The organism is Bradyrhizobium canariense, assembly GCF_019402665.1.
Classification (GTDB): domain Bacteria; phylum Pseudomonadota; class Alphaproteobacteria; order Rhizobiales; family Xanthobacteraceae; genus Bradyrhizobium; species Bradyrhizobium canariense.
In genome coordinates, this window is record NZ_VSST01000012.1 from 1 (window position 1) to 26,582 (window position 26,582).

Consider the following 26,582-nt stretch of genomic DNA (forward strand, 5'->3'; position numbering starts at 1 on the left):
GGGCAATAGTGCATCGCTCCCCGGGGAGAACTCGGCATAAGCCGTCAAACCACTGCGCAGGGAAGGCCGTGTGTTGGGCTTCACCTGTATGCCGCTGTGCAGCCTCTCGTAGCGCAACCTTCGCACAGTGGACCGTGGGTGCCAGCCGGCACCCGGTCTTCCCTGCGCCCTCTGGCAATTGGGGGCGACGCCAAAAGCCAAGCTCGGGCGAGACACGCCGCGGGGCTGCACACCCGTGTCTGCGACGTAGGACGAGAGTTGTTGGAGAGTGTCGACGCCGCCTCCTCAGTCATTGCGAGCGGAGCGAAGCAATCCAGCATCCCTCAGTGGAAAGGCTCTGGATAGCTTCGTCGCAAGGGCTCCTCGCAATGACGGAGGAGAGAGCGTGCCCGTCCACTACGACGACGCCAGCTTCCGCCGTCCGTAGATCGAATCCGCTCGCTTCTCGAACGCGATGGAAAATCGCGCGAACGCGGCGTCGAACATCGAGCCCATCAGGAGCGCCAGCATGCGGCTCTTGAACTCGTAGGCAAGGAAGAAGCCGACATCGCAAACGCTCTCGCCTTTGGGCTCGAACGTCCAACGGTTTTCCAGATTGCTGAAGGGACCTTGCAGATATTCGACCAGGATCTTCAGATTGGCACGGTCGAGCGTCACGCGGCTGGTGAAGGATTCCCTGACCAGCTTGAACGACACTGTCATGTCCGCGACCAGCACCTCGGTGCCGTCGGGTTTCGCCATACGCTGACGGACCTTCAGCGCGCTGCACAGCGGCACGAATTCCGGGTAGCGCTCGACGTCGGCGACCAGATCAAACATCTCGGACGCGCTGTGATCGACACGGCGCTTGCTCGAAAAATTGGGCATGGCGATTCAGCGGGCGCTTGCTGCCCGCGCGGCCTTCAGTTTCGCAAAATCCTCGCCGGCATGATGCGACGAACGGGTGAGCGGGCTCGCCGACACCATCAGGAAGCCCTTGGTGTAGGCGACCTTCTCGTAGGACGAAAACTCGTCCGGCGGCACGTAGCGCATCACGGCGTGATGCTTGCGGGTCGGCTGGAGATATTGCCCGATGGTCAGGAAATCGACGTCGGCCGAACGCAGATCGTCCATCACCTGCTGCACCTCGTGGCGCTCCTCGCCGAGGCCGACCATGATGCCGGACTTGGTGAAGATGGTGGGATCGAGCTCCTTGACCCGCTGCAGCAGCCGGATCGAATGGAAATAGCGCGCGCCCGGCCGCACCGTGAGATAGCACGACGGCACGGTCTCGAGATTGTGGTTGAACACGTCGGGCTTCGCCGTGACGACAACCTCCAGCGCCCCCTCCTTGCGCAGGAAATCGGGCGTCAGGATCTCGATCGTGGTCGAGGGGCACGCGGCGCGGATCGCGCGGATGGTCTGGGCGAAATGCTCGGCGCCGCCGTCGGTGAGATCGTCGCGGTCGACGGAGGTGATGACGACATGGGCAAGCCCGAGCTTGGCCACGGCCTCTCCGACGTTCTGCGGCTCGGCCGCGTCGAGCGCGTTCGGCATGCCGGTCTTGACGTTGCAGAATGCACAGGCGCGGGTGCAGGTGTCGCCCATGATCATGAAGGTCGCGTGCTTCTTGTCCCAGCACTCGCCGATATTCGGGCAGCCTGCCTCCTCGCACACCGTATGCAGGCCGTTGGCGCGCACGATGTTGCGGGTGTCGGCATAGCCGCGGGTGTTGGGCGCGCGTACGCGGATCCAGTCCGGCTTCGGCGGCGAAGCGGAATCGGGCCGATTCACCTTTTCGGGGTGACGTGGGCGCAGCGGGTTCGAGATGGTATCGACAATAACGACCATGGGGTGTCCGGTCTGACCAAGTCCTACCTAGTCGGTCTCGCCGGGCATCGCAACCCGGCTCGCCCCGCTTCAGGGAACATGGCAGATATGGGCAATATCCTGCTCTGTTCTCTGGCGATTCTCACCTCGAATGGCTCCAGTCTCGAAACCTTCCACACCCCGGCTCGGCAAAGCGCTGAAGCGTGCCTTTTTCGCACGCAGCGTGCACGAGGTCGCGCCCGACTTGATCGGTGCAACCATGCTGGTCGACGGCGTCGGCGGGATCATCGTCGAGGTCGAGGCCTATCATCATACCGAGCCGGCGGCGCACTCCTACAATGGCCTCACGCCGCGGAACCAGGTGATGTTCGGCCCGCCCGGCTTTGCCTATGTCTACCGCTCGTACGGCATCCACTGGTGCGTGAACTTCGTCTGCGAGGAAGAAGGCTCGGCCAGCGCCGTGCTGATCCGCGCGTTGGAGCCGACCCATGGTATCGCCGCGATGCGTCGGCGGCGCCATCTCCAGGATTTGCACGCGTTGTGCTCGGGCCCGGGCAAGCTGACCGAATCGCTCGGCATCACCATCGCGCACAATGCCTTGCCGCTGGACCGTCCGCCGATCGCGCTGCATGCGCGGACGGAGGACGTCGAGGTGGTGGCCGGCATCCGGATCGGCATCACAAAGGCGGCCGAGCTGCCCTGGCGCTATGGCGTCAGGGGTTCGAAGTTTTTGAGCAAGCCGTTTCCGAAATAAGCCTACGACGCCTGCTTGAGCCGCTCCAGCGCCTCAAGCAGCTTGGCCTTGCGGGCCAGCGCGGCCTCGCGCTTCTCGCGCTCCTCCTCGACGACCTCCTCGGCCGCGTTGGCGACGAATTTCTCGTTGGCCAGCTTGGACTCGGCGCGCTTGATGTCGGCGTCAGCCTTCCCGATCTCCTTGTCGAGACGCGTGCGCTCGGCGGCGACGTCGATCACGCCCTTCAGCGGCAGCGCGGCCACCTCGCCGCGCACCAGGAGCTGGACCGCGCCGTCGGGCGCACGGTCGGCGAAGGAGATATCCGACAGCCGCGCCATGCGCTTGATGACGTCGCTCCAGCGCGGCGCGCGCTCCTTCGTCTCGGCCGAGGCGCCTGCGAGCACCAGCGCCGTGAGGGTCGCCGGCGGGATGTTCATCTCGGCGCGCACCGAACGGATTTGGGTGACAAGGTCGATGACCCAGCCGATCTCGGCCTCGGCGGCGGGATCGGTGAAGTCGGCATGGTCGAAGATCGGCAGCACCCAAACCGGCGAGACGAGCGCATCGGTCGGCCCCGTCGTCGCCGCGAGCATCGCAAGCTGCTCCGGCGTCGGCCCGGCCGGCTTCAGCGGCCACGGCGCCAGCGCGAGCAGACCGTCGCGCTTGGCCGTCACCTCCCACAGCTCCTCGGTGATGAAGGGCATGAAGGGGTGCAGCAGTTTCAAGATCTCGTCGCGCGCCCATGCCACCATGGCGCGGGTCTCGGCCTTGGCAGGGCTGTCGGGGCCGAGCAGCACGGGTTTTGCGAGCTCGAGATACCAGTCGCAATAGACGTTCCAGACGAAGCGGTAGATGCTGCCGGCGGCGTCGTTGAAGCGATAGGCCTCGATCGCCTCGGTCACCTCGCGCGTGGTGTGCGCGCTCTCATGCGCGATCCAGCGGTTCAGCGTCTCCTTGACCTTGGCCGGCTCGAAACCCTCGGGCACGGCGCAATGGTTCATTTCGGCGAAGCGCGACGCATTCCAGAGCTTGGTCGCGAAATTGCGATAGCCCTCGACGCGGCTGGTGGCGAGCTTGATGTCGCGCCCCTGCGCGGCCATCGCCGCAAGCGTGAAGCGCAGCGCATCCGCACCATATTGGTCGATCAAGCTGAGCGGATCGATGACGTTGCCCTTCGACTTCGACATCTTGGCGCCCTTCTCGTCGCGGACGAGGGCGTGGATGTAGATCGTCGAGAACGGCACCTCCTTCATGAAGTGAAGGCCCATCATCATCATGCGGGCGACCCAGAAGAAGATGATGTCGAAGCCGGTCACCAGCGCGTTGGTGGGGTAGTAGCGCTGCACTTCCGGCGCGTCCGCGGGCCAGCCGAGGGTCGAGAACGGCCACAGCGCCGAGGAGAACCAGGTGTCGAGCACGTCCTCGTCGCGCGTGATGAAACCATCACGCTTGTTGCGGTCGAGCGCCATCTCGCGGCCCTGCTCGACCGTGATGACTTCCTGCTCGACGTAATAGCCAAGCGCGTGGCTGACGGCCTCCTCCTCGGTCTCGGCGACAAACACCTTGCCGTCGGGACCGTACCAGGCCGGGATCTGGTGACCCCACCAGAGCTGGCGCGAGATGCACCACGGCTGGATGTTCTCCATCCACTCGAAATAGGTTTTTTCCCAGTTCTTCGGCACGAACGTGGTTTCGCCGGAACGCACTGCCGCCATCGCGGGCTTCGCCAGCGTCTTGGCGTCGACATACCATTGGTCGGTCAGATAGGGCTCGATCACCGTGCCGGAGCGGTCGCCATGCGGCACCATGTGGGTGTGGGGCTCGATCCGCTCGACGAAGCCGAACGATTCCAACCGCTCGACAATGCGCTTGCGCGCAGCAAAGCGATCGAGCTTGTTGAACTCCTCGGCGAACTGCGAGGCACCTTCCGGCAGGTCGCGCAGATAATCCTCGTTCTCGAGGAGATCGAGGCAACCTTCCTTGTCGATGACACTGATCCGGGCGAGGCCATGGCGATTGCCGACTTCGAAATCGTTGAAGTCGTGCGCCGGTGTCACCTTGACCGCGCCCGAGCCCTTCTCCGGATCGGAATAATCGTCGGCGACAATCTGGATCTTGCGGCCGACCAGCGGCAGGATCACGTTCTTGCCGACCAGCTTCTGATAGCGCTCGTCGTCGGGATGCACGGCGACGCCGCTATCGCCGAGCATGGTCTCCGGGCGCGTGGTGGCAACGACGATGAAGCTCGAGGGATCCTCGGGGCTGAAAGTCTTGCCCTCGATCGGATAGCGCAGGTACCAGAGGCTACCCTTGACCTCGGTCTGCTGCACTTCGAGATCGGAGATAGCAGTGAGCAGCTTGGTGTCCCAGTTGACCAGCCGCTTGTCCTTGTAGATCAGGCCGTCGCGGTGCAGCTCGACGAAGACCTTGACCACGGCCTTGGAGAGGCCCTCGTCCATGGTGAAGCGTTCGCGCGACCAGTCGCAGGAGGCGCCGAGCCGCTTGAGTTGGTTGATGATGGTGTCGCCGCTCTCGGCCTTCCACTGCCAGACCCGCTCCAGAAACTTCTCGCGGCCCATCTCGCGACGGCTGGGCTGCTGGCGCTCCATCAGTTGCCGCTCGACAACCATCTGGGTGGCGATGCCGGCATGGTCGGTGCCGGGCTGCCACAGCACGTCGCGGCCGCGCATGCGCTCGAAGCGGCACAGGATGTCCTGGAGGGTGTTGTTGAGGGCGTGGCCCATGTGCAGCGAGCCCGTCACGTTCGGCGGCGGAATCACGATGGTAAAGGGCACTGCGTCGCGGCGGTCCGGGCGGCCGGCCTTGAACGCAAGGCTGTCCTCCCACACGACGGACATGCGGGCTTCGATATCGGCGGGCTGGTAATTTTTCTCGATCATGGCGCTGTTAGAAAGCCGCGCACGGGGTCCAAGTCAACGGACAAGTCAACGGAAAGGTCAAAGGAAAGCCAGGCGGCAGCAGGGCTTTCCGATCCGGTCGGGAGGCAGAATATGACCCACAAGCGGGGCTTTATGAGGGCTCTGCGGCCCGATCTACCTGCCGCCGCGCGATACCCGCTCGATTTCGGCCTTCACGATGCGTTCGACCAGGCCGGGCAAATTGTCGTCCAGCCAGGATTTCAGCATCGGACGCAGCATCTCCTTAACCAGATCCTCCAGCGTTCGCGCATTGCTGCTGAGCACCGTGTGGGCCAGGGAATTGAAGGCGGATTCGACCGCGGAGACCGTCGATTGCGCCAGGATCGGCTGTTGGAGCGGCAATGGCGGCGCATCGAAGTCCACCGGCGCATAGGATGCCGGCGTCGGACGCGGCGGCGGCGATTCGGCGAATTCGAGATCGTCGCGCGGCTCGACCTTGCGGAAGCTCGGCGGCGGCGGAGGCGGCGTCGGCTCCATCGCCAGCGCCATATCGTCAGTCAATTCCAGCACGTCGGGCTCAGGTTCGGGCTCCGGCTCGGGAGCACGGATTTCCGGCGCAGCCGTGGCCGTGTCGAGGCCCGCCAGCAGCGCGTCGATATCGTCCTGATTGTTGGATGCATCCGCCTCGGGCGCGGGGGCCGGCGGCGGCGCCGGCTTTGCGGCTGAAGGCGGTACGGGCTTCTCGGCGGCCGGTTTGGGCGGCACGACCTTGGATGGCGGAATATCGTTGATCGCCTGCGGCTTCGGTGGGGCGGCGGGGGCGGCAGCTTTCTCGGACTTGGCAGCATCCGCCGGCGGCGGCTTGGCCTCATCATCGGCAATGATGCGCCGGATCGAGGCCAGAATCTCCTCCATCGAGGGTTCTGTGACCTTTGCAGGCTGCGTCATCTCCGACTCCACATCATCAACGCCCTCGCATGCGTTGTTTTACACCAAGCACGACAGGATTGGCCGGTTCCGGATGGCTGGCCCGACATTTTCGTCACGGCAGCCCGACTTGTCCCCAGATGACGGCTCAACGTGCAGCGGTGCGCCCCTGCCCTCGGCACCTCATGCTTTACGCACACGGCATCGGATGCAGAGCGAATCGACCCGCATCTTCTTGGCAAGGCTATGTCAGGGATTTTGATGATTGCAAGCAAAGCACCGGTCGGCTTCGGCTATTCGCGAGGCCGACCGGATGACTACGGGACTCTAGCGTCCGTCTGGCGTGCGTACGCCGGCCCAGCTGTCGCGGACCTGCTGGTAGTGCACGCTGGGATCGTAGACCGTGGTGTTGAGACCAAGCACCTGCGGCGCCAGACGACCGACCGCGTTGAGCACCGAATAGGACGCCACCACGCGGTCATGCTGGGCAGTGACGAGCGCAACGCGCGCGTTCACCAGCGCTTGCTGCGCATTGAGCACGTCGAGGGTGGTGCGCTGCCCGGCCTTAGCCTCTTCGCGCACGCCGTTCAGCGCGATCTCGGACGCCGTGACCTGCGCCTGCGCGGACTGCACCTGCGCCTTGCCGGCTTCCAACTGGCCCCAGGCCTGCACGACGTTGGCGCGGGTCTGATCGCGGGTGGTTTCGAGATTCAGGCGCTGCTGCGCCAGGTTCTCTTTCGATTGGCGGATCAGCGCATATTCTGTGCCACCCTGATAGATCGGCACAGCGACTGTCGCGAGGGCGGACGCGGAACTCGTTCGGAAGATCGTCAGCTGCTGCTGGTAGGCTGTGCTGGCAGTAGCCGCGACCGTGACCGTCGGCAGCAAAGCGCCTTCGTTGATCTTGACCTGGAGGTAGTTGACGTCGATGCCATACATGGCAGCCGTAACGTTGGGATTCTCGACAAGGCTGAGACCAACGGCGGAGGCTATCGTCGCAGGAAGGAAGCGATCGACCGGCGAGCCGGGGGCGAGGGCCGCCGGCTCGTTGCCGATGATCCGGCGGAAGTTCGCGCGCGTCGTCGTGAGATTCGATTCGGCGGTCAGGGCCTGGGTCCTGCCGGCAGCCAGCTGCGCTTCGGATTGCGCGACGTCCGTGCGCGTCACCTCGCCGACATTGAAGCGATCGCGCGTTTGCTTGAGCGTCTGTTCGAGCACGCGCACGTTGCTGCGCTGAACTTCGAGCGTGGCCGAGTCGCGCAGAAAATCCATATAGGCCGTGGCAGCCTGCAGCAGGACCGTCTGCTCGAGCACACGCAATGCCTCGCGGGAACCCGACACCTGGCTCTCCGCAACGCGCGTCCTGTTGGCGGTCTGATTGCCGTTGTAGAGTGTCTGACTGACGCTCACGCTGGCGCTGTTGGGCTGAAGCAAGCCGGAGATCGACTTGGGGGTGGGGGGGACGACATTCTGCGTCGCCTGGACGTCCTGATATTGATACCCGCTGCCGAGGGTCACATTGACCTTGGGCCGATAGCCCGACAGCGCCTGCGGCACGTTCTCGTCGGTCGAGCGCACCTGGGCGCGCTGCGCGTTCAGCTGCGGATTGTTCTGATAGGCGCGCACCAGCGCAGCCTCGATCGTATCCGCCGAGGCAGGCGTCGGCCCGGCAAGCGCCAGCAGCAGGACCGAAACCGCTGCTCCGGTGAAGAACTTCACCCCATGCATCCAAAAATTCCGTTCATTCTAACGCCCGGCTCGTGCCCGCGAGCTGGGTTACCGTCTACGAGTGGAGTCGTTGCCCCGCCGCAACATAGGACGCGGTCAAGCGCGACGGAACTACCTGAGGGTGGTTCTCGGTGGAAACTCTTCACGTGCAGCATCCCGGCCACACTTCTGATTCAGAACGGGATTTTAACGGGCCAAAGCCGCTATCGGGCCGTCAGAACACGAAGGCGGCGGCTCGTTCCAGCCCGGGAAGGACCGGGGCCGCGGCATCGAACAGCGCCCGATGGCCGAATTCGCCGTGAGTATGGGTGACGATCATGGCTCGCGGCGGCCTGGATTCGGCCGAGACCCCCAACAGGCGCCCACCCTCCTTGAGCTGCCCGAGCAGCCCTGTCGGCGTCACCTCTGTGGCGCCGTTGAGGACGATCACATCATAGGGGCCAGCAGCGGCATCACCCTCGGTGCAGGCTGCGGCCTTGCAGGCCACGTTGGCGAGCCCGAGGGCGGCGAAGGCGTCCTTGGCCTTCGCGGCCAAGGCCGAATCGCATTCCGTCGCGGTGACCTGACGCGCAAGCTTGGCGGTCAGCGCAGCGAGATAGCCCGTGGCGCAGCCGACGACCAGCACGTTGTCATCCTCGCCGATCTCGGCGGCCTGGAGCAACTTGCCGGTCAGTTGCGGCTTGATCAGGAACCGCTTGGCGCCGCCCTCGCTGACGTCGAGATCGAGGTCGAGATACGCCAATGCCTGCCGGCTGGCCGGCACGAAGGCCTCGCGCGGAACCGTGAGCATGGCATCAAGAACACGACGGTCGGTGACGTCACTGGTGCGCACCTGGCCATCGACCATTTTTAGGCGCGCCGTCGAGAAAACGGACATTTGCGGACCCTGCAAGGCGGACGATGCCGCGGACGAAAGTTGGCGGCATCTTTGGAACAGGCCCTGCGAAAACGCAACATGGCTTTGGCCCGCGAAACGGGCCCTTCCGCAACTCGCAACGTCGAGGGTGAGCCGCCTATTCGATCGTGACTGCGAGGCGGCCGATCAATGCGGCGACTTCATCCAGCCGTGCCGAATCGTGGGTCTCGACCGCCCGCGCGAGACAGGCGAGGCATTCGTCATCGCTGAGTTCGGGGATGTCCGCCGGCAGAATGGAGGGAGCCAACGGGGAACGGTCGACCTGGATGTCTCGCATGGGAATCAGCTCCGTAAAGGACCGGCGCCTGGAAGCTCGATTTCAATTGAGTCGTTTTGGCGTCGCGGCGGAGGATGCGGGCTCGCCACGGTACACATCTAATTGAGAATTTGCCGCAACGAGATCGCATCCCAGATCAGAGTCTGGACGCAAACCATTGACGATGAAGCGGAATTTGGCTCCCCGGGCTGGATTCGAACCAGCGACCATCCGATTAACAGTCGGATGCTCTACCGCTGAGCTACCGAGGAAAAGGGCGAACCCGTCGTTCGCGCGCGGCTGCGTATAACAAAGCCGCTTGCGCTTGCAAAGGACGAATTCGCCATCTCGCACATTGCGGCGAGGAAGGGCGCGTGGCCCCTCCTCCGCCTGGCCTCAGGTCAAGTTACTCGGCGACGAACGAAGTGGTCTTGGTGCCGGAATCGTAGCGCAGCCGAAGCGCGGTGAACTTGCAGAGGTTGACGTTCTTCCAGAGCACGGTCTCGTCATAGTTCTGCCAGTCGACGCGGACGTTCCAGACGCATCCTTCGTCGTCATCGTCGAACTCGACATAGGTGCTCGCCTGGTTCTGCAAAACCTTGTCCAGCTCGTTGTCCCATTCGTCCATGCCATCGTCCGGGGCGTTGAAGCCCAGGAATTTGATGGCATAGCCGGTCTCGTTGACGACAGTGACGTTGCGCGCGTCAGCCGCGAACGACGGCGCGGCGGCAATCGATAGACCGATCGCGATCAGTGCAGACAGAAAATACTTCATATGAAATTCCCCCGATCGAAACGGGCTTTCGGTGCCTGACGTCGATCGGCGCAGGCGCCGCGGCAACCAATGGTGTTGCCTTGGAGGATTCGTCGGAGGCGCAATCGAAAGGTTCAAGACGCGATCGATCCGCCTCCGGCTCTCTGCACGACGCGAGACGCGCAGCGAGCCAATTCTTACCGATTCGAATTCTCCGCAGCAATGAACCGGCATTCATAGATCGGCGCGGCTTGTTGTCTCCGGCGCGGGCGCCGGCGCTGCGCGCTCAATATGATTCTTGTCGCAGGCACGGCTTCGCTTCCTCGCGACGCATCTCGCCCGAGCTTTGCTTTGTCTCGTCCACCCTCCTCCGTCAGAGGGCGCAGGGAAGACCGGGTGCCGGCTGGCACCCACGGTCCACTGTGCGAAGGTTGCGCTACGAGAGGCTGCACAGCGGCATACAGGTGAAGCCCAACACACGGCCTTCCCTGCGCAGTGGTTTGACGGCTTATGCCGTGCTCTCCCCGGGGAGCGATGCACTATTGCCCCCGTCGCCTTGCGGATGGCTGATGCGGATGCCCGGTCGGGCCGCCCACATCACCACAAGACTTGACGCACAGACCCCGGGCGTCAGGACGACACGGTTTTGCCGTACGCTGTCAGCACCGGTCGTGTGCGCGACGCCTTCGCTCACGGTTTTGCCGCCCTGCGAAGCCCTTCGCGCCGATGCTGCCCGCGTCCACCGCAGCTCACCCCACGTTTCGTGACGATCGCGATACGCCCCTCTGACCGGGATGAGGTGGCGGCTGAATACGCCAAAGCCGAATTTCGGTAAAGCGGAATATTTTTGCGCGAGCGGATTGACCCGTCGTTTGGGTGTTTTGCCCGTCGGGCAACGCAAGGGATTGAAGCCCGGATTGCTTCGCGAATCCGGGCTATCGGCTGTCGCCTCACGGCCGCCGACACACCGGGTCGATCTCGATCAGTGCGTCCTAGCAGCCGGCTGCCAAAAACTGCTCGTGAGGAACCCTCGCGGCATCAATTTCCGAATTCGGAGAAACAACATGATCTTGCGCGACGCAGCGATCTGCCCGATTAGGGAATCATGCGGTGAGGTCATTTGACACAGATATGACAATCGAAGGACGCATCTGCGGCCGGCATCCGAAGCACATCACCCCCGTCCACAGTCTTTCCGCAGCATACCCACAGGCATATCCACAGGCCGACTATGCCGGATTCGCGAGCCCGCGCGAGCCACTTGCTGCGCACAAACCCACAGGCCCGGTATGTCAGCCGCCGCCCTGATCGAACACGGTGCGGCAAGCCTCACTCAAGCTTGACCTGTTACGGCGCAGGCACGCCGTGATGGCCCGGACGTTGGGGATCTCGCCGGCGCAGAGCCGGTAGACGTCGGGGGTGCAGGCCCGGCGCTGCTCGGGCGTTCCCTGCTGAGCATGGGCGGCGGAGGCAAACAGCGTCAGGAACAGCCCGACCGTCGAGGCGCGACGCGCCCGGCTTTTCACACCCGCAAACCGCAAGAACCTCGCCTTCATGACCAGTCTCCCGTCTGCCTTGCCCGCCGGCCTGTGTTGGCCGGTGTGCGAAGGGGTAGGAGAAATAAACAGCGGACGATGTGACCTCCTTCACACTGCGGGCACCCGGCAGGAACCTAAGTTTCCCAACGGGATTTCATCAATCGCTAACCAATCGGGACCCGATTGGCCGATCGTTAAAATACGAACGATCGGCTCAACCGGGAAGCAAACCCGCTTTGCGATATTGCGCCATCCGCGGGCCGGAGGGTGTGATGAGCGAAGCCGAATTCAACTTACTGCTGGACGCCGTCCAGGACGCCATGATCCATGAAGATCTGGCGTTCGTGCCGGGGGAGGATTTCGTGCCGCGCTCGTGGACCTATTACGCGAAGCCCAAAGCTGCCAATGACAACGAGGGCGCGTGGCCCCTGCTACCTTTCCCGGACGGCTGGTACGCGGCCTGCTGAAGCCAATCTCGCCGTGAGCCGATGCGCCCGCGCTCTGCGGGCGTTTTGCTGTGGGCTCTACGCCGCGAAATCCGGCGCGACCGCGATCAAGTCTTGACGCGCTCCCCGTCGTCCTGCGGCGCCTGGTCGGGTACGGCCGAGGGAAAGATGCTGTCGTAGATCGCGCGGGCCTCGCGAATGAGGCGAGCCCGCTCCAGCTCGGATTTGGGGACAAATCGGACGATTTCGCTCACGTGCTCTCCAGCGCTCGATCGTTGGGATGCATCACTTCGCAGATGCGAAGACTATGCCAGCGGGCTGAATGGCGGGTTTCCGCGGGCCCCCAGGCAAACCCGGTGTGCGCAGCCGGCACGTATCGCCCCCGCAGGCTGATGGCAGCCGCGACACGATCGGATATTCGCTGAGATATCAGGAGGTTGTGATGGAGGCCACGTCGGGACTCGAACCCGAGTAAACGGTTTTGCAGACCGGCGCGTAACCACTCCGCCACGTGGCCCCAACGAGGGCGGAGCAATATAGGGGATCACGGGTTTAGGCAACCCCGACCGGGCAGCTACGCCTTCGCGCCGCCGAGATATTGGCCGAGAATCTCATCGGTCGCACCGGCCGCCACGATCCGCCCCTCCTCCAGCAGGATCGCGCGGTTGCAGGTGCTCTTGATCAGCTCGACGTCGTGCGAGGCGAGCACCAGAATGCCGGCGCGCACGACGATCTCGTCGAGCCGCTGCCGCGCCTTCTTGCGGAACTGCTGGTCGCCGACGCCGATCCATTCGTCGAGCAGCACGATCTCGCCCTCGACGGCGGTTGCGACCGCAAAGATCAGGCGCAGCATCATGCCGCTGGAATAGGTGCGCAGCGGCAAGTCGAGCCGTTCGCCGAGCCGGTGAATGCGGCGATCTCCGCGCGCCGGTCGTCGATCTCGGAGCGCCGCGCGCCGATCACGAGCCCGCGCCGCATGATGTTCTCGTAGCCGGTCGCTTCCTCGTCGAATCCGGCCGAGAGATCGAACAGCGGCTGGCAGCGGCCCAGCACGTCCACGCTGCCGGACGTCGGATGGTAGATGCCGGCGAGCACCCGCAGCAGCGTGGTCTTGCCGGCGCCATTGGCGCCGATGATGGCGACGCGGTCGCCGGCACGGATGTCGAGACTGACATCGTTCAACGCGGAGACGATGTGCGGGGTCGTCCGCCGCAGTGTCACCGCGTTGACGAACCGGCTGCGCAGCGAGCGGTCGCGGAACGACAGCACCGGAAATCTCACCGAGACGTTGCGAAGCGCGATATGAGCTGCGGGGGTCATATCTCGCGCCTCACAGCCAATACGCCACGCGATGGCGGTATTTCGCGTAGCAGCCGAGGCCGATGACGGCCACGACGGTCGCATAGATGACCCCGGGCAGCCATTGCTCCGCATCGGTCGGCTGTGAGAGCAGTGGCCTGCGCACCAGATCGAGCAGCGTCGCGAACGGATTGGCGCGGATCAGCCAATAAAACGCGGTGCCGCGCACGGTGTCCTCGGTCCAGATGATCGGCGTCAGGAAGAACACGAATTGCAGGCCGCTGACGATCGCCGAGCCGATGTCACGAAACCGCGCGCAGAGCATGCCGAGCGCGACCGAGCCGCCCAGCAGCACGACGAGCAGGATCGCAAAGCCCGGCACCGCGAGCAGCATGCTCCCATGCAGCGGCCACGGCATTACCAGATAGAGCAGTACGACGATCACCAGATGATGCGCGAAGATGAGGACGTTGCGCGCCATCATCTGGAGAACATGCACGATCAGCGGCGCCGGCACCGCCTTGATCAAATGGTTTGATGCCACGAAGATGTTGGAACCTTCCTGGAGCGTCGTCGCGATCAGCGTCCAGACGATCAGGCCAATGGCAAAGGGCGGCAGAAAGCTCGCAATGTCCTGCTTGAACAGTGCCGCATAGACCGTGCCGACGCTGGCAATCGTCGCGGCGAGCGTCAGCGTGATCCAGAGCGGGCCGATCACGGTGCGCCGGTAGCGCAGCGAAATGTCCATCAGGGCGAGCGTGCCCCAACGATCGAACCGCGCCGCCTGGGCAAGGATCTCCTTGGCTGCAAGCTGAATGCGACGGTCCCTTCCGTTTCCGGCGTTCCGATGGTGCGACAGGATAGCAGATCGCGGCCTGTTGGCCGATGGTCTCTATCCGCCCGCCTCTCGCGGGACAATCGGCCGGACGGATGATCCGGACCGGAGTCAGGCTCGCTTGACCCGCCGGACACCGCGCCGGCGGTCCTTCACCGGCGGCTTCGGCGCCAATTCGGGCATCTCGGTCTGGACCTCGCGGTAGCGGGTTAACATCCGTTCAAAGCTGGCATTCAGCGTCTCGGCGATGTCCGGGCGCTTCTCCAGAACGGAGAGGATCGTCGCTGCCGCTTCGATGGTCGACAGGCCGTCCTTCCGAGGCTCCTTGCGCAGGCGGCCGTAACGCGATGGCGCGGCCGGGTTGAGGATGACGCGCTGGCATTTCAGCATCCAGGGGTTGCGCCACCACAGGGCCTTGGCCTGGCTCCAGGTGCCGTCGAGCAGCACCACACCTTCGAGCTTGCCGAGGCGCGCGCGCTGGTTGTCCGCGCCCTCGCCTTTGCGGTTGAGCGCCAGGATTTCGCCCTCGGCCTCGAGATCGGCGGCGTGCGCCGAGCCGAGATAGAGCACGGCCCAGTGCGAGGCGTTCTCGATCGGTTGCCCCAGCGCCTTGGACAGGCTCGGCCAGGACAAGCCGACCCGCAGCGTGGCACCGGCGAAATGCTTCGCAAGCAGCCGCGCGGTGCCGAGCGCCCTGTCCTGCTCCTGCGGATGCTGAAGGATCAGGAGCGAGAGCCGGTTCTTGATGGGCGTGACGCTGTCGCAGATGCACAGCGGCATCGGCTTCTGGCAGTGCGGGCATTCGGGGATTGGATCGGCCGGCGCAGCGGCGGTGGGGTTCGACATGGTCGCCGCTATACGCTTTGCGGGGCTGTTCAACAACCCGCCTATTCCGCCGGCGCAGGCACCGGGCGCGGCTCGCGGCGCCGGCGCAGGCGGTCGATCAGCAGGTAGATCACGGGCGTGGTGTAGAGCGTCAGGATCTGCGAGACGAACAGCCCGCCGATGATGGTGATGCCGAGCGGGCGGCGCAGTTCCGTGCCGGGCCCGGTCGCGACCACCAGCGGAATGCCGGCGAACAATGCAGCCATGGTCGTCATCAGGATCGGACGGAAGCGTGCCTGGCAGGCCTCGAAGATCGCCTCCGCCGAAGACAGGCCGCGCTGGCGCTCGGCATCGAGCGCGAAATCCACCATCATGATGCCGTTCTTCTTGACGATGCCGATCAACAGGATGATGCCGACGAAGGCGATCACCGTCAGCGGCGTGTTGGTGATCTGCAAGGCCAGCAGCGCGCCGAGGCCCGCCGAGGGCAGCGTCGAGATGATCGTGAGCGGATGGGCGAGACTCTCATAGAGCACGCCGAGCACGATATACATCGCCACCAGCGCGCCGAGGATCAGGAGCGGCTGGCGGCCGCTGGTCTTGGCGAAATCGCCGGCGTTGCCGTCAAAACTGCCGCGGATGCCTTCCGGCATGTGCAATTCCTCGACCGCGCGCTGGATGTTCTGCGTTGCGGCCTGGATCTGCACGTCCGGCAACAGGTTGAACGACACCGTGGTCGATGGGAACGATTGCGAATGATAGACCGCGAGGGCGGCGAGCCCGCGCGTCGCATGTACCACGGCCGACAGCGGCACCTGCGCGTCGCCCGCGCCGGCGACATAGATGCGATCGAGGTTGGACGGGTCGACCTGGAATTTCGGGTCCATCTCCAGAACGGTCATGTACTGGTTGCGTTGGGTGTAGATGATCCCGATCTGCCGCTGCGAGAACGCGTTGTTGAGCGCGTTGTCGATATCTTGGACGCGGACGCCGAGCGCCGAGGCCTTCTGGCGATCGATCGACAAGGTCAATTGAAGCCCGCCGGGATCGCGGTCGCTGGAGACGTCGGTGATGCCTTCGACGCTCTCCATGCGCTTGGCCACGATCGGCGCCCACTTCTGCAACAGGCCGAGGTCGGTGCTGGTCAGCGTGTACTGGTAGTCGGAATCGCTCTGTCGTCCGCCGGCGCGCACGTCCTGGGCGGCGAACATGAACAGGCGGATGCCGGGCACCGGGTATAACGCCCGCCTGAGACGGTCGATCACCACCTGGGTCGAGACGTGGTCGCGCTCCTCCGGCGGCTTCAGGCTGATGAACATGGTGCCGCGATTGGAGGTCGCGCCACCCGGCCCGCCGCCGCTGCCGACGGTGGAGCCGATGCCGGCCACGGCCGGATCCTGCATCACGATGTCGGCGAGCCGCTGCTGCAGGCTGAGCATGGACTGGAACGAGATGTCGGCCGAGGCGCGCGTCGCCCCGATGACGAAGCCGGAATCGTCGGTCGGGAAATAGCCCTTGGGGACCTTGATGTAGAGCACCACGGTGAGGCCGATGGTGGCAAAGAACACCAGCAGCGTTAGCAGCGGATACTCCAGCACCGTGCGCAGGGTGCGGGTGTAGAAGGCGACGATGCGCGTCAGCGAGCCCTCGATGACACGATCGAACAGCGTGGCGGATCCCGACGTGGTCTGCCTGATATAGTGGGCACAGATCATCGGCGTCACCGTGAGCGACACCAGGGTCGAGACCAGGATCGCGAAGGTCAGCGTCAGCGAGAACTCGCGCAAGAGACGGCCGACGATGCCGTCCATGAAGATCAGCGGCGTGAAGGCCGCGATCAGCGACAGGCTGATCGACACCACGGTGAAGCCGATCTGCCGGGCGCCGTCCAATGCCGCCTGAAGCGGCCGCATGCCCTGTTCGAGATTGCGGTACATGTTCTCGATCATGACGATGGCGTCGTCGACCACGAAGCCGACGGAGATCGCCAGCGCCATCAGCGACAGATTGTCGATCGAGAAGCCCGCGACCCACATGCCGGCGCAGGTCCCGGCCAGCGCCAGCGGCACGGAGATTCCGGCCGCGATCGTCGGCGTCAGCCGTCGCAGGAATACGAACACGACGACCATCACGAGAATGGCGGTCGCGAACAAGGTCCACTGCATGTCGAGCACGCTGGCGCGGATCGTACTGGTGCGGTCGACCAAGGTGGAGACGTCGACGCCGGCCGGGATCCACTGCTTCAGCGCGGGGATCAGCTCCTTCACCCGGTCGACGGTCTCGATGACGTTGGCGTCGCCCTGCTTGGTGATCTGGATCAGCACCGCCGGCTGCTTGTTGAACCAAGCGATGGATCGGGCGTTACGGACGCCGTCCTCGATGTCGGCAACATCGGAGAGCCGGACGAAATTGCCGTTCGCGCTTTTGATGACGATGTCGCGGAACTCTTTCGCCGTCCGCATCTGCCTGTTGAGCGACAGCGTTTCGCTCTGGCGCTCGCCGTTGAAGATGCCGACCGGACCGAGCGGGTTGGCGTTGATAATCGCAGTTCGCACGTCGTCGGTGGCGATGCCGGCGTTCGACAGCGCGACGGGATTGAGCTGAATCCTGACCGCCGGCTGGTCGGCACCCGAGATCGTCACATTGCCCACCCCCGGCACCTGCGAGATGCGCTGCGCCAGCACGGTATCGGCGACGTCGTAGACCGCGCTGGCGGACAGCGTCTTCGAGGTCAGCGCCAGCACGAACACGGGGGCGCCTGCGGTATTGGCCTTGCGGAAGCGCGGCAGCGTCGGCAGATCGCTGGGTAGGTCGACCAGCGCGGCGTTGATCGCCGCCTGCACGTCGCGCGCGGCCTTGTCGATGTTGCGGCCGATGTCGAACTGGAGCTGGATGCTGGTCGTGCCGAGTGACGAGGTCGAGGTGATCTGGTTGATGCCCGCGATCTCGCCGAGCCGCCGCTCCAGCGGCGAGGCAACCGTCGCGGCCATCACGGACGGATCGGCGCCGGGACGGCTGGCGGACACGAAGACGGCGGGGAAATCGATGTTCGGAACCGAGGCGACGGGGAGGAACTCGTAAGCCACGATACCCAGCAGGAACAACCCGATCGACAGCAGCGTGGTCGCGACCGGGCGGCGGATGAAGGGCTCCGAGATCGATGCCATCACTGCATCCCCTCGGTCGCGCCCGCGACGGGCGGCCCGCCGGACTCCGCCGGCGGCAGCGCCTGCTCGAGGCGGCGGTTGATGCGGTCGAGGGCGAGGTAGATCACCGGCGTGGTGTAGAGCGTGAGCAATTGGCTGAGCAGCAGGCCGCCGATGATGGAGATGCCGAGCGGAAAGCGCAGCTCGGCGCCGGTGCCGCTCTCGATCGCCAGCGGCAGCGCGCCGAACAGCGCGGCCAGCGTCGTCATCATGATCGGACGGAAGCGCAGCAGACAAGCCTGCACGATCGCCTCGTTGGGCGACATCCCCTGCCTGCGCTCGGCCTCGAGCGCGAAGTCGATCATCATGATCGCGTTCTTCTTGACGATGCCCATCAACAGGATGATGCCGATCAGCCCGATCACGGAGAGATCCTGCCCGCACAGCATCAGCGCCAGGATCGCGCCGACGCCGGCCGACGGCAGCGTCGAGAGGATCGTGATCGGATGGATGTAGCTCTCGTAGAGCACGCCGAGCACGATATAGATCGTGATCACCGCGGCCAGCAGCAGCCAGGGCTGGCCGGCGAGTGCCTTGGCGAATTCGGCGGCGTCGCCGGCATAGACGCCGACGATGCTGTTGGGCATCTCAATCCGGGTCTGGATGGTCTTCACGGCCTCGACGGCATCGCCGAGCGCAGCGCCCGGGGCGAGGTTGAAGCTGAGCGAGATCGACGGGAACTGGGCCTGGTGCGAAATCGCGAGCGGCGCGGTGGTGCGGGTCAGCGTCGCCACGGCGGAGAGCGGCACCTGTGCGTTGGGCGCGCCGGCGGTCGCGCTCGCCCCGCCCGGCAGATAGAGCTTCGACAGGATCGAGGGATCGCGCTGGTACATCGGCAGCGCTTCCAGCACCACGCGATACTGGTTGGCCTGGCCGTAGATGGTCGATATCTGGCGCTGCGCGAACGCGTCGTTGAGCGTGTCGGTGATGCCCTGGAGGCTGACGCCGAGCTGGCCGGCGCGGGTGCGGTCGACCGTGAGCTGCGCCCGCAGACCGCCTTCCTGCGCCTCCGAGGAGACGTCGCGGAACAGCGGATCGCGCCGCATCTCGGCAACCAGCTTGCGCGCCCATTCCGACACCAGCGCGGCGTCGGTGCCGGTCAGCGTGTACTGGTATTGCGAGCGGCTCGACTGGGTCGATATCTGCACATCCTGCACCGGCTGGAAGTAGACGGTCATGCCGGGGATGGCTGCCACCCGCTCCTTCAGCCGCGTGATGACGACGCTGACATCGTCGCGCCGCTCGCCGCGGGGTTTCAGCGTCATGACCAGACGGCCGACATTAGTGGTCGGATTGACCGAGCCTGCCCCGATCACCGAGACCACGCCTGTTACATCGGGGTCGGCCTTGATGGCGTCGGCCGCGTCGGCCTGCCGCTTCTGCATCTCTGCGAACGACACGTCGGGACCCGCTTCCGTCACCGCCGTGATCGAGGCGGTGTCCTGCAGCGGCAGGAAGCCCTTTGGCGCGACGACATAGAGCGCCAGGGTCGCAATCAGTGTGGCGAGGGTCACGACCAGCGTCGCGCGCTGGCGCTCCAACACCCAGAGCAGCGTGCGGTGATAGAACCCCACGGTGCGGTCGATAAAGCGGCTGACCGCGGCAAGTCCCGGCACTGCCAGCTCTTCATGGGCATGCTTCAGCAGACGCGAGCACATCATCGGCGTCAGCGTCAGCGAGACCACGGCCGAGGTCACGACCGCGATCGTCAGCGTCAGCGCGAATTCGCGGAACATGCGGCCGACAAGGCCCGACATGAACAACAGCGGGATGAACACCGCAATCAGCGACACCGTCAGCGAGATCACGGTGAAGCCGATCTCGCTGGCGCCCTTCAGCGAAGCCTCCATCGCGCTATCGCCGTTTTCCATGTGGCGGACGATGTTCTCGATCATCACGATGGCGTCGTCGACGACAAAGCCGGTGCCGATGGTGAGCGCCATCAGCGACAGATTGTCGAGGCTGAAGCCGGCGAAATACATGATGCCGAAGCTGGTGATCAGCGAGAGTGGTAGCGCCACCCCGGCGATCAGCGTGGCCCTGAGCGAGCGCAGGAACAGCAGCACCACCAGCGTCACCAGCACCACGCTGAGGATCAGCGTGAACTGCACGTCGCGGACCGAGGCACGGATGGTGACGGTACGGTCGGAGACGATGGTGAGATTCACGCCGGCCGGAATAGCGCGCTGGACCTTTGGGATTTCCGCCCGGATCTGGCTGACGACGTCGATCACATTGGCGCCGGGCTGCCGCTGAATGTCGATGATGACCGCGGGCGAGCCTTGATACCAGCCGCCGGTGCGGTCGTTCTCGAGGCCATCGACGATCTGGGCGACGTCGGCAATCGTGACCGGCGAGCCGTTGCGGTAGGCGATGATGACAGGCTTGTAGGCGTCGGCGGCGGCGATCTGGTCATTGGCGGCGATGATGTAGGATTGCTGCGCGCCGTCGAGCGAGCCTTTCGGCCCCGAGACGTTGGCATTGGCAATCGCGGTGCGCAGGTCTTCCATGGCGATGCCATAGGCGGCGAGCCGCGCGAGATCCGCCTGGATGCGGACGGCCGGCTTCAGTCCGCCGAGCACAGAGACGCGTCCAACGCCGGAAATCTGGCTCAGCCGCTGCGCCAGAAGCGTGTCGGCGATGTCGCTCATCGCCCGTAGCGAGATGGTGTCGGAGCGCAGCGCCAACGTCATCACCGGCGCATCGGCCGGGTTCACCTTGGCGTAGGTCGGCGGATAAGGCAGCGTCTTGGGCAGCACGCCGGCCGCGGCATTGATCGCGGCCTGGACGTCCTGGGTCGCGCCGTCGATGTCGCGGTTGAGATCGAACTGGAGCGAGATCTGGCTGACGCCGAACGAGCTCGTCGAGTTCATCGCCGACAGCGACGGGATCTGGCCGAGTTGCCGCTCCAGCGGCGCGGTGATCAGCGAGGCGATCACGTCGGGACTCGCGCCGGGCAATTGCGTCGTCACCTGCACGGTCGGGAAATCGACCTGCGGCAGCGCAGACACCGGCAGCGCGAAATAGCCGAGCAGCCCGCCGATCAGAAGCGCGATGCCGAGCAACGAGGTCGCGATCGGCCGTCGGATGAAGGGTTCGGAGACGCCCATGGGATGCGCCTGCCGCTCAGGCGGCTGTCGTCGGGATCATGGCTGCTTGGCTCCACTTCCCGATGCACCCGGCCCTGGTGCCGGTCCGGTCTGGCCCTTCTGGTCGCCCTCGCTGCTCTTGCGCTTGGCGCGGAACTCGCCGTCCTTATCTTGTCCGTCCCTCTGGCCGTCTTTGGCGCCGTCCTTCTTCTGACCATCCGGTCCGCGCGAGCGCTTGCGTGGCGCGAGATCGGCCGACGGCGTCTGGTCGTCGCGGCCGATGACCACCTTGGAGCCATCGGACAGATTGGCAAAGCCTGTGGTGACGACCTTGTCTGTCGCCGACAGGCCGCTGGCGATGACGGCGTCATGCTCGTTCTGCTGCGTCACCGTCACCGGCTTGGCCGCAACCAAATTGTCCTCGCCGATGACATAGCTGAACGTGCCGATCGGTCCGCGCTGCACGGCCGAGGTCGGCACCACCAGTGCCTGCGTCAAGGTCTCGACCTTGAGGCGGACATTGACGAACTGGCCGGGCCAGAGCTGGTAATTGGCGTTCGGGAATTCGGCCTTGAGCCTGAGCGTGCCGGTGGTCTGGTCGACCTGGTTGTCGATGCCGGTGAGCTTGCCGGTGTCGATCACGGTGAGGCCGTCATTGCCGAACACGTCGACGGCGAGCGCGCCCTTCGACGCGGCGGCGTTGACCCGCATGATCTGCTGCTGGGGCAGGCTGAACCACACCGCGATCGGCTGCAATTGCGTGATCACCACGAGGCCGGTGGTGTCGGAGGCGTGGATGATGTTGCCCTGGTCGACCTGGCGCAGGCCGGCGCGGCCCGAGATCGGCGCCACGATCTTGGTGTAGCTCAGCGTCGCCGCCGCATTGTCGATCGCCGCCTGGTCAGCCTTGACCAGCGCCTCGGTCTGCGCGACCAGCGCGCGTTGGGTGTCGGCCTGCTGCTTGGATCCGGCGTTGGACGCGGCGAGCTGCTCGTAGCGCGTGAGGTCGATGCGCTGGTTGGCGAGCTGGGCCTGGTCCTGCGCCTTCTTGGCGACAGCCTGATCGTACGTCGCCTGGTAGAGCGCCGGGTCGATCTCGCCGACCACGTCGCCTTTCTTGACGTCCTGTCCCTCGGTGAAATTGACCGCGATCAGCTTGCCGTCGACTTGAGAGCGGACGGTCACGGTGTTGAGTGCGCGGATCGCGCCGACGCCGTCGAGATAGACGGGAACGTCCTGGATGCGGGGCGTCGCCGCCAGCACCGGTACCGGCAGATCCGGCCGTTGATTGCGGCCGTTCGCCTGCTGCGGCTGCTGATGCCAGGTGGTCCAGCCGTAGTAGCCGAGCCCGCCGAGGATCGCCAGCGTGATCAGGGTCATGACGAAGCCGCGCCCGCGCGACTTCTTCGCCGTTCCCTCCTTCGCGCCCTGCTTCGTATCCGGCTTAAAGAGCATTGACCGGTTTCTCCATCCTCGGCTCCCAGCCGCCGCCGAGCGCCTGATACAGGCTGACGATAGCAAGAAGGCGGGCAAGTTGCGCCTGCGACAGCGCGTCTTCCGCCTGGAACAGGGTCAGTTGGGTGTTGAGCACGGTGACGATGTCGGCGGTGCCGGCGCGCAATTGCTGCTCGGAGAGATCGAAGGCGCGGCGGGAGGCGTTGAGGACGTCACGCTGCAATTGCAGCCTGATCGTGGTCTGCTTGATCGAGAACAGCGCATTGTCGACATCGGCAAAAGACTGGATGATGGTCTTGCGGTAGGTCTGGAGCAGTTCGTCCTGCCGCGCCTTGGCAAACTCGAAATTGCCGAGGATCTTGCCGCCGTCGAAGATCGGCTGCGTCGCGCTGCCGACGAGCTGGAAGAACGCCGCATGCGGCTGGAATAGCGAGACCAGGGCCGAGCTCTGATAGCCGCCATTGCCGGTGAGCTGGATGGTCGGAAAGAACTGCGCGCGGGCATTGCCGACGTTCGCAGTGGCAGAAGCAAGTTGCGCCTCCTGCCGGCGAATGTCGGGCCGCTGCGTCAGGAGCTCGGACGGCAGGCCGGGCGTCACGCGGGGTATAGCGATCCGGTTCAGCGAGCCGCCGAGCACGCGCACGCTCTCCGGCGGCCGCGACACCAGGACTGCAAGCGCATTGACGTTTTGGTCGAGCGTCTGGCGCAGCGGCGGCACCAGGGCCTTCTGGTTTGCGAGCACGCTCTCCTGCTGCGCGACGTCGAGATCGGTGCCCGTGCCAGCCTTACGCCGTTCTTTGACGGCATCGAGGATGCGTTGCGCGCTCGCGATGTTGCGCTGTGAGGTCCGGATGCGATCCTGCGAGGCCAGCACCTGGAAATAGGCGTTAGCCACACCCGCAAGCGTCGTCAGCGCAACGACGTCGCGATCGAAACGGTTGGCATGCGCCGTTTCTTCCGCGGTCTGGAGTGCGTCCCGATTCTGACCCCAGAAATCGAGCTGGTAGCTCGCGCTCAGCGAAGCCTGGTAGTTGACGACCTCACGGCCGCCATTGGTGAGCCCCGAGGCGGAGGAGCCGGAGGTGCGCGAATAGGCCTCCTGCCCGGTGCCGGAAAGGCTCGGCAGCAGCGCCGCACCCGCTTGCCGCGCCTGCGCGTCGGCCTCGACGATGCGCGAAACGGCGGCGGCAATGTCGAGGTTGACGGTCTGCGCCTCTTCCATCAGCTGTGTCAGCTCCGCCGAGCGGAAGCTGCGCCACCAATCCAGAGACGGCGGCGCATCGCCCTTGCCGGCGTATTTGTACTGCGTGGGAACGTCGAGCGCGGGATCGGGAAGATCCTGCGTGAGCACGCAAGCGCCCGAGCCGGCGGCGAGGCAAGCGACCGCAAGCCAGCGCGCCGCACGTCGTGTCCGGGACGCGGAACCTAGAGACCGCCGCACCGCGATCGCAGGATCATCTTGTGTCAAATCCACCCCCCGCCGGGCAGATCGAGCCGCCGCCGCGAAGCCGGATTAACCGATTCGCGGCTGGACAGTCGGCGGGCGTTGGATAACTCGTTCACAGCGATGATGCTTTCTGCGGAACCGGACACCCATACTAGCCGGGTGCGGAACAGCGGGACAGTCCCGCAGGTGCGAAATGACCGCCAAAGCGCACCGCCATCAACACGAAGAAAGCACGAAATAGTGCTGTGTTGCAGCGCTTTTTCGCATTCCTATGCGGCCGTGGAGCCTGCTCAAGCTTACCAAGATTTCATGTGATAATGCCGCCACACCGACGCCAGTCCCTTCAATCCGCCTGCACCGCTCGCGATGCGGCTTCAGTCCGGTCTCGAAACCGAGGTGGGCCACTCTCGCGAGGCCGTCCATTGTCGAAACGAATGGGCATTCGTCGTGCAGAGATTTGACCGCCTCCCGCGTACCAGCCGCACTCTTCGAGGGCGATGTCTCAGATCCAATGGCGAAGGTGCGCTGGCGACGACCCTTATCTTCCATGTTTTGGCAGGGACCGGCCAGATCCTCCTACCGATATCCCGCAGCGTAGCACAGCAGCAGCATCGGCGATCTCTCCTCCCAAAAATTCACTGCTTCCGGGCACTTCCGCCGGTTTCGCCGCAGCGCAAAAGCCTTCCCCTTTGACCGCCCAAGCACTAGGTTCTGGCCAACCTGATCAACCCTTTGCCAGTGATTTCCCCTGACATGACCATCAAAAATGACGTTGTCGAAGCCATCGGCAACACCCCGCTGATCAAGCTCAAGCGCGCTTCCGAACTGACCGGCTGCACCATTCTGGGCAAGGCCGAGTTCATGAATCCCGGCCAGTCGGTGAAGGATCGCGCCGGCAAATGGATGATCCTGGAGGCCGAGAAGCGCGGCGAGCTCAAGCCCGGCGGTCTCGTCGTGGAATCGACCGCCGGCAATACCGGCATCGGCCTTGCGGTCGTGGCGAGCGCGCGCGGCTACCGCACGCTGATCGTGATCCCGGAAACGCAGAGCCAGGAGAAGAAGGATTTTCTGAAGCTGTGCGGCGCCGAGCTGCTGGAATCACCGGCACTGCCCTATTCCAATCCGAACAGCTACCAGCATGTCGGCCGCCGTCTTGCCGACGAGCTGCGTAAGACGGAGCCGAACGGCGTGCTGTTCGCCGACCAGTGGAACAACCTCGACAATGCGAAGGCGCATTACGAGTCCACAGGTCCTGAGATCTGGGAGCAGACCGGCGGCAAGGTCGACGGTTTCGTCTGCTCCGTCGGCAGCGGCGGCACGCTGGCCGGCACCAGCCGCTTCCTGAAAGAGAAGAGCAAGGACGTCAGGATCGCCTGCGCCGACCCGCACGGCGCCGGCATGTATGAATATTTCAGAACGGGCGACGCCAAGGCGACGCCGGGCGGCTCGATCACCGAGGGCATCGGCCTCAACCGGGCGACCGCAATCGTCGAGAGCGCAAAGGTCGACGACGCCTATCTCATTCCCGATGCCGAAGCGGTGACGGTGATCTACGAACTCCTCCAGCACGAAGGCCTGTGCCTCGGCGGCTCGACCGGCATCAACATCGCCGGCGCCACCCGCCTCGCAAAGCAGCTCGGACCGGGCAAGACGATCGTCACCGTGCTCTGCGATTCCGGCAGCCGTTACCAGTCAAAGCTGTTCAACGCCGACTTCATGCGCGCCAAGAACCTGCCGGTGCCGGAATGGCTGGAGAAGCGCAGCAACATCAAGCTGCCGTTCGTCTAGAACGTTCCGGAAGCCGGCCGTCTAACTCCAGGTCGGCCGCGACGATCCCTGCGACACCCGCGTGAGGCGCTCGTTCGATAGCGAGGGCTTGATCGCGCGCGTGCGCGGCGGGAGGGGAGCGCCGTAGGAGCCTTCGCTGTCGCCGCTCGGCCAGAACACGAGCGCGAGCATCAGCGCGAGGTTGACGAGCGCGCCGACCGCCGTTGCCTGATGCTCCTGCCCGATCGCCCAGGCCGGAAACCGGCCCGCGACGACATGGTCGACGATCACCAGCGCGAACCAGGCAGGCACCACGCAGACCGGATCCCAGCCGATGTCGCGGATGCGCACCGATTGCAACGTGAAGGTGACAACTCCGAAGAAGACGATCGCAGCGATCATCGCCGAGCTGCTGGTGAGATCTTCAGGCCGGATCGCGCCGGGCGAGGTGTTGCGCAGCACGGCCATTGCGATTGCAAAGCAGATCGCCGTCATCACGATCGCAAGCGCGACCGTGGCGAGGAAGAAATGCAATCGCCCGAGCCGGGCGTTCAAGCCGAAGACGAAACCGAGCATTGGCGTACCCTTTTAGCGCCATATGCCCAGAAATGGCTTTCGGAGCCATGAACCGGCACTATCGCGCGCCGGCGCATGGTTTCCGGACGACTAAGCT

Annotated in this window: 21 protein-coding genes, 2 tRNA genes and 1 pseudogene; 3 read left to right on the forward strand and 21 right to left on the reverse strand. The window is 64.8% G+C overall.

Features of this window, described 5'->3' with window-relative positions:
• Positions 1 to 396: 396 nt before the first annotated feature.
• Complete coding sequence (locus FXB41_RS04660; protein ID WP_219680137.1) at positions 397 to 867, reverse strand: type II toxin-antitoxin system RatA family toxin; 471 nt, start codon at positions 865 to 867, stop codon at positions 397 to 399.
• A gap of 6 nt (positions 868 to 873) precedes the next feature.
• Entirely contained in the window at positions 874 to 1,830 is a 957-nt protein-coding gene (lipA, locus tag FXB41_RS04665; protein WP_219680140.1) for a lipoyl synthase, read from the reverse strand.
• Between the two features lie 130 nt (positions 1,831 to 1,960).
• On the opposite strand from lipA, the gene FXB41_RS04670 reads away from it, so the two are divergent.
• On the forward strand, positions 1,961 to 2,563 hold the full coding sequence (locus FXB41_RS04670) for a DNA-3-methyladenine glycosylase (RefSeq protein WP_219680144.1): 603 nt from the start codon (positions 1,961 to 1,963) through the stop codon (positions 2,561 to 2,563).
• 2 nt (positions 2,564 to 2,565) lie between these two features.
• On the opposite strand, the gene FXB41_RS04675 is transcribed toward FXB41_RS04670, so the two are convergent.
• The 8 genes from FXB41_RS04675 to FXB41_RS04710 form a co-directional block, all read right to left on the reverse strand.
• Entirely contained in the window at positions 2,566 to 5,442 is a 2,877-nt protein-coding gene (locus tag FXB41_RS04675; protein ID WP_219680145.1) for a valine--tRNA ligase, read from the reverse strand.
• A gap of 153 nt (positions 5,443 to 5,595) precedes the next feature.
• Positions 5,596 to 6,369, reverse strand: coding sequence for a PopZ family protein (locus FXB41_RS04680; protein WP_007591154.1), 774 nt, complete (start codon positions 6,367 to 6,369; stop codon positions 5,596 to 5,598).
• Positions 6,370 to 6,675: 306 nt separating this feature from the next.
• Positions 6,676 to 8,076, reverse strand: coding sequence for a TolC family outer membrane protein (locus FXB41_RS04685; protein ID WP_219680148.1), 1,401 nt, complete (start codon positions 8,074 to 8,076; stop codon positions 6,676 to 6,678).
• Between the two features lie 214 nt (positions 8,077 to 8,290).
• Positions 8,291 to 8,953 carry a protein-L-isoaspartate O-methyltransferase family protein gene (locus FXB41_RS04690; RefSeq protein WP_219680151.1) on the reverse strand — a complete coding sequence of 221 codons (663 nt, stop codon included), beginning with the start codon at positions 8,951 to 8,953 and terminating at the stop codon, positions 8,291 to 8,293.
• Between the two features lie 136 nt (positions 8,954 to 9,089).
• Entirely contained in the window at positions 9,090 to 9,269 is a 180-nt protein-coding gene (locus FXB41_RS04695) for a hypothetical protein (RefSeq protein WP_007591158.1), read from the reverse strand.
• A gap of 176 nt (positions 9,270 to 9,445) precedes the next feature.
• Positions 9,446 to 9,520: transfer RNA gene (locus FXB41_RS04700), tRNA-Asn, on the reverse strand.
• Between the two features lie 134 nt (positions 9,521 to 9,654).
• On the reverse strand, positions 9,655 to 10,023 hold the full coding sequence (locus FXB41_RS04705; RefSeq protein ID WP_007591185.1) for a hypothetical protein: 369 nt from the start codon (positions 10,021 to 10,023) through the stop codon (positions 9,655 to 9,657).
• Between the two features lie 1,271 nt (positions 10,024 to 11,294).
• A complete protein-coding gene (locus tag FXB41_RS04710) occupies positions 11,295 to 11,558 on the reverse strand; it encodes a hypothetical protein (RefSeq protein ID WP_007591186.1) in 264 nt (87 codons plus the stop codon).
• A 254-nt stretch (positions 11,559 to 11,812) separates the two neighbouring features.
• Between FXB41_RS04710 and FXB41_RS04715 the strand changes: the two genes are divergently transcribed.
• Entirely contained in the window at positions 11,813 to 12,007 is a 195-nt protein-coding gene (locus tag FXB41_RS04715; protein ID WP_219680153.1) for a hypothetical protein, read from the forward strand.
• Positions 12,008 to 12,093: 86 nt separating this feature from the next.
• On the opposite strand, the gene FXB41_RS04720 is transcribed toward FXB41_RS04715, so the two are convergent.
• The 10 genes and pseudogenes from FXB41_RS04720 to FXB41_RS04760 form a co-directional block, all read right to left on the reverse strand.
• Positions 12,094 to 12,240, reverse strand: coding sequence for a hypothetical protein (locus FXB41_RS04720; protein ID WP_219680155.1), 147 nt, complete (start codon positions 12,238 to 12,240; stop codon positions 12,094 to 12,096).
• 189 nt (positions 12,241 to 12,429) lie between these two features.
• Positions 12,430 to 12,503, reverse strand: a tRNA-Cys gene (locus tag FXB41_RS04725).
• 57 nt (positions 12,504 to 12,560) lie between these two features.
• Positions 12,561 to 12,869 carry a hypothetical protein gene (locus FXB41_RS42145; protein WP_246648610.1) on the reverse strand — a complete coding sequence of 103 codons (309 nt, stop codon included), beginning with the start codon at positions 12,867 to 12,869 and terminating at the stop codon, positions 12,561 to 12,563.
• A 167-nt stretch (positions 12,870 to 13,036) separates the two neighbouring features.
• A pseudogene (locus FXB41_RS42150) lies at positions 13,037 to 13,156 on the reverse strand (ATP-binding cassette domain-containing protein); the annotation flags it as partial.
• Positions 13,157 to 13,316: 160 nt separating this feature from the next.
• Positions 13,317 to 14,033 (reverse strand): ABC transporter permease, encoded by a 717-nt coding sequence (locus tag FXB41_RS04735; protein ID WP_246648613.1) that lies wholly within the window; start codon positions 14,031 to 14,033, stop codon positions 13,317 to 13,319.
• A 198-nt stretch (positions 14,034 to 14,231) separates the two neighbouring features.
• Complete coding sequence (locus FXB41_RS04740; RefSeq protein WP_219680157.1) at positions 14,232 to 14,966, reverse strand: tRNA-uridine aminocarboxypropyltransferase; 735 nt, start codon at positions 14,964 to 14,966, stop codon at positions 14,232 to 14,234.
• 41 nt (positions 14,967 to 15,007) lie between these two features.
• Positions 15,008 to 18,112 (reverse strand): efflux RND transporter permease subunit, encoded by a 3,105-nt coding sequence (locus FXB41_RS04745; RefSeq protein ID WP_219680159.1) that lies wholly within the window; start codon positions 18,110 to 18,112, stop codon positions 15,008 to 15,010.
• Positions 18,112 to 21,261 carry an efflux RND transporter permease subunit gene (locus tag FXB41_RS04750; RefSeq protein WP_219680162.1) on the reverse strand — a complete coding sequence of 1,050 codons (3,150 nt, stop codon included), beginning with the start codon at positions 21,259 to 21,261 and terminating at the stop codon, positions 18,112 to 18,114. The genes FXB41_RS04745 and FXB41_RS04750 overlap by 1 nt, the downstream gene beginning before the upstream one ends.
• 36 nt (positions 21,262 to 21,297) lie before the next feature.
• Positions 21,298 to 22,695 carry an efflux RND transporter periplasmic adaptor subunit gene (locus FXB41_RS04755; RefSeq protein WP_219680164.1) on the reverse strand — a complete coding sequence of 466 codons (1,398 nt, stop codon included), beginning with the start codon at positions 22,693 to 22,695 and terminating at the stop codon, positions 21,298 to 21,300.
• The gene (locus FXB41_RS04760; protein WP_376707486.1) at positions 22,685 to 24,136 is read right to left on the reverse strand and encodes an efflux transporter outer membrane subunit; all 1,452 of its coding nucleotides are present in this window, start codon (positions 24,134 to 24,136) and stop codon (positions 22,685 to 22,687) included. The genes FXB41_RS04755 and FXB41_RS04760 overlap by 11 nt, the downstream gene beginning before the upstream one ends.
• Before the next feature lie 759 nt (positions 24,137 to 24,895).
• Here FXB41_RS04760 and FXB41_RS04765 point away from each other — a divergent pair.
• Positions 24,896 to 25,930, forward strand: coding sequence for a cysteine synthase A (locus tag FXB41_RS04765; RefSeq protein WP_219680170.1), 1,035 nt, complete (start codon positions 24,896 to 24,898; stop codon positions 25,928 to 25,930).
• Between the two features lie 21 nt (positions 25,931 to 25,951).
• Here FXB41_RS04765 and FXB41_RS04770 read toward each other — a convergent pair whose 3' ends face one another.
• Positions 25,952 to 26,485 (reverse strand): DUF805 domain-containing protein, encoded by a 534-nt coding sequence (locus FXB41_RS04770; RefSeq protein ID WP_219680172.1) that lies wholly within the window; start codon positions 26,483 to 26,485, stop codon positions 25,952 to 25,954.
• Between the last annotated feature and the right edge of the window lie 97 nt (positions 26,486 to 26,582).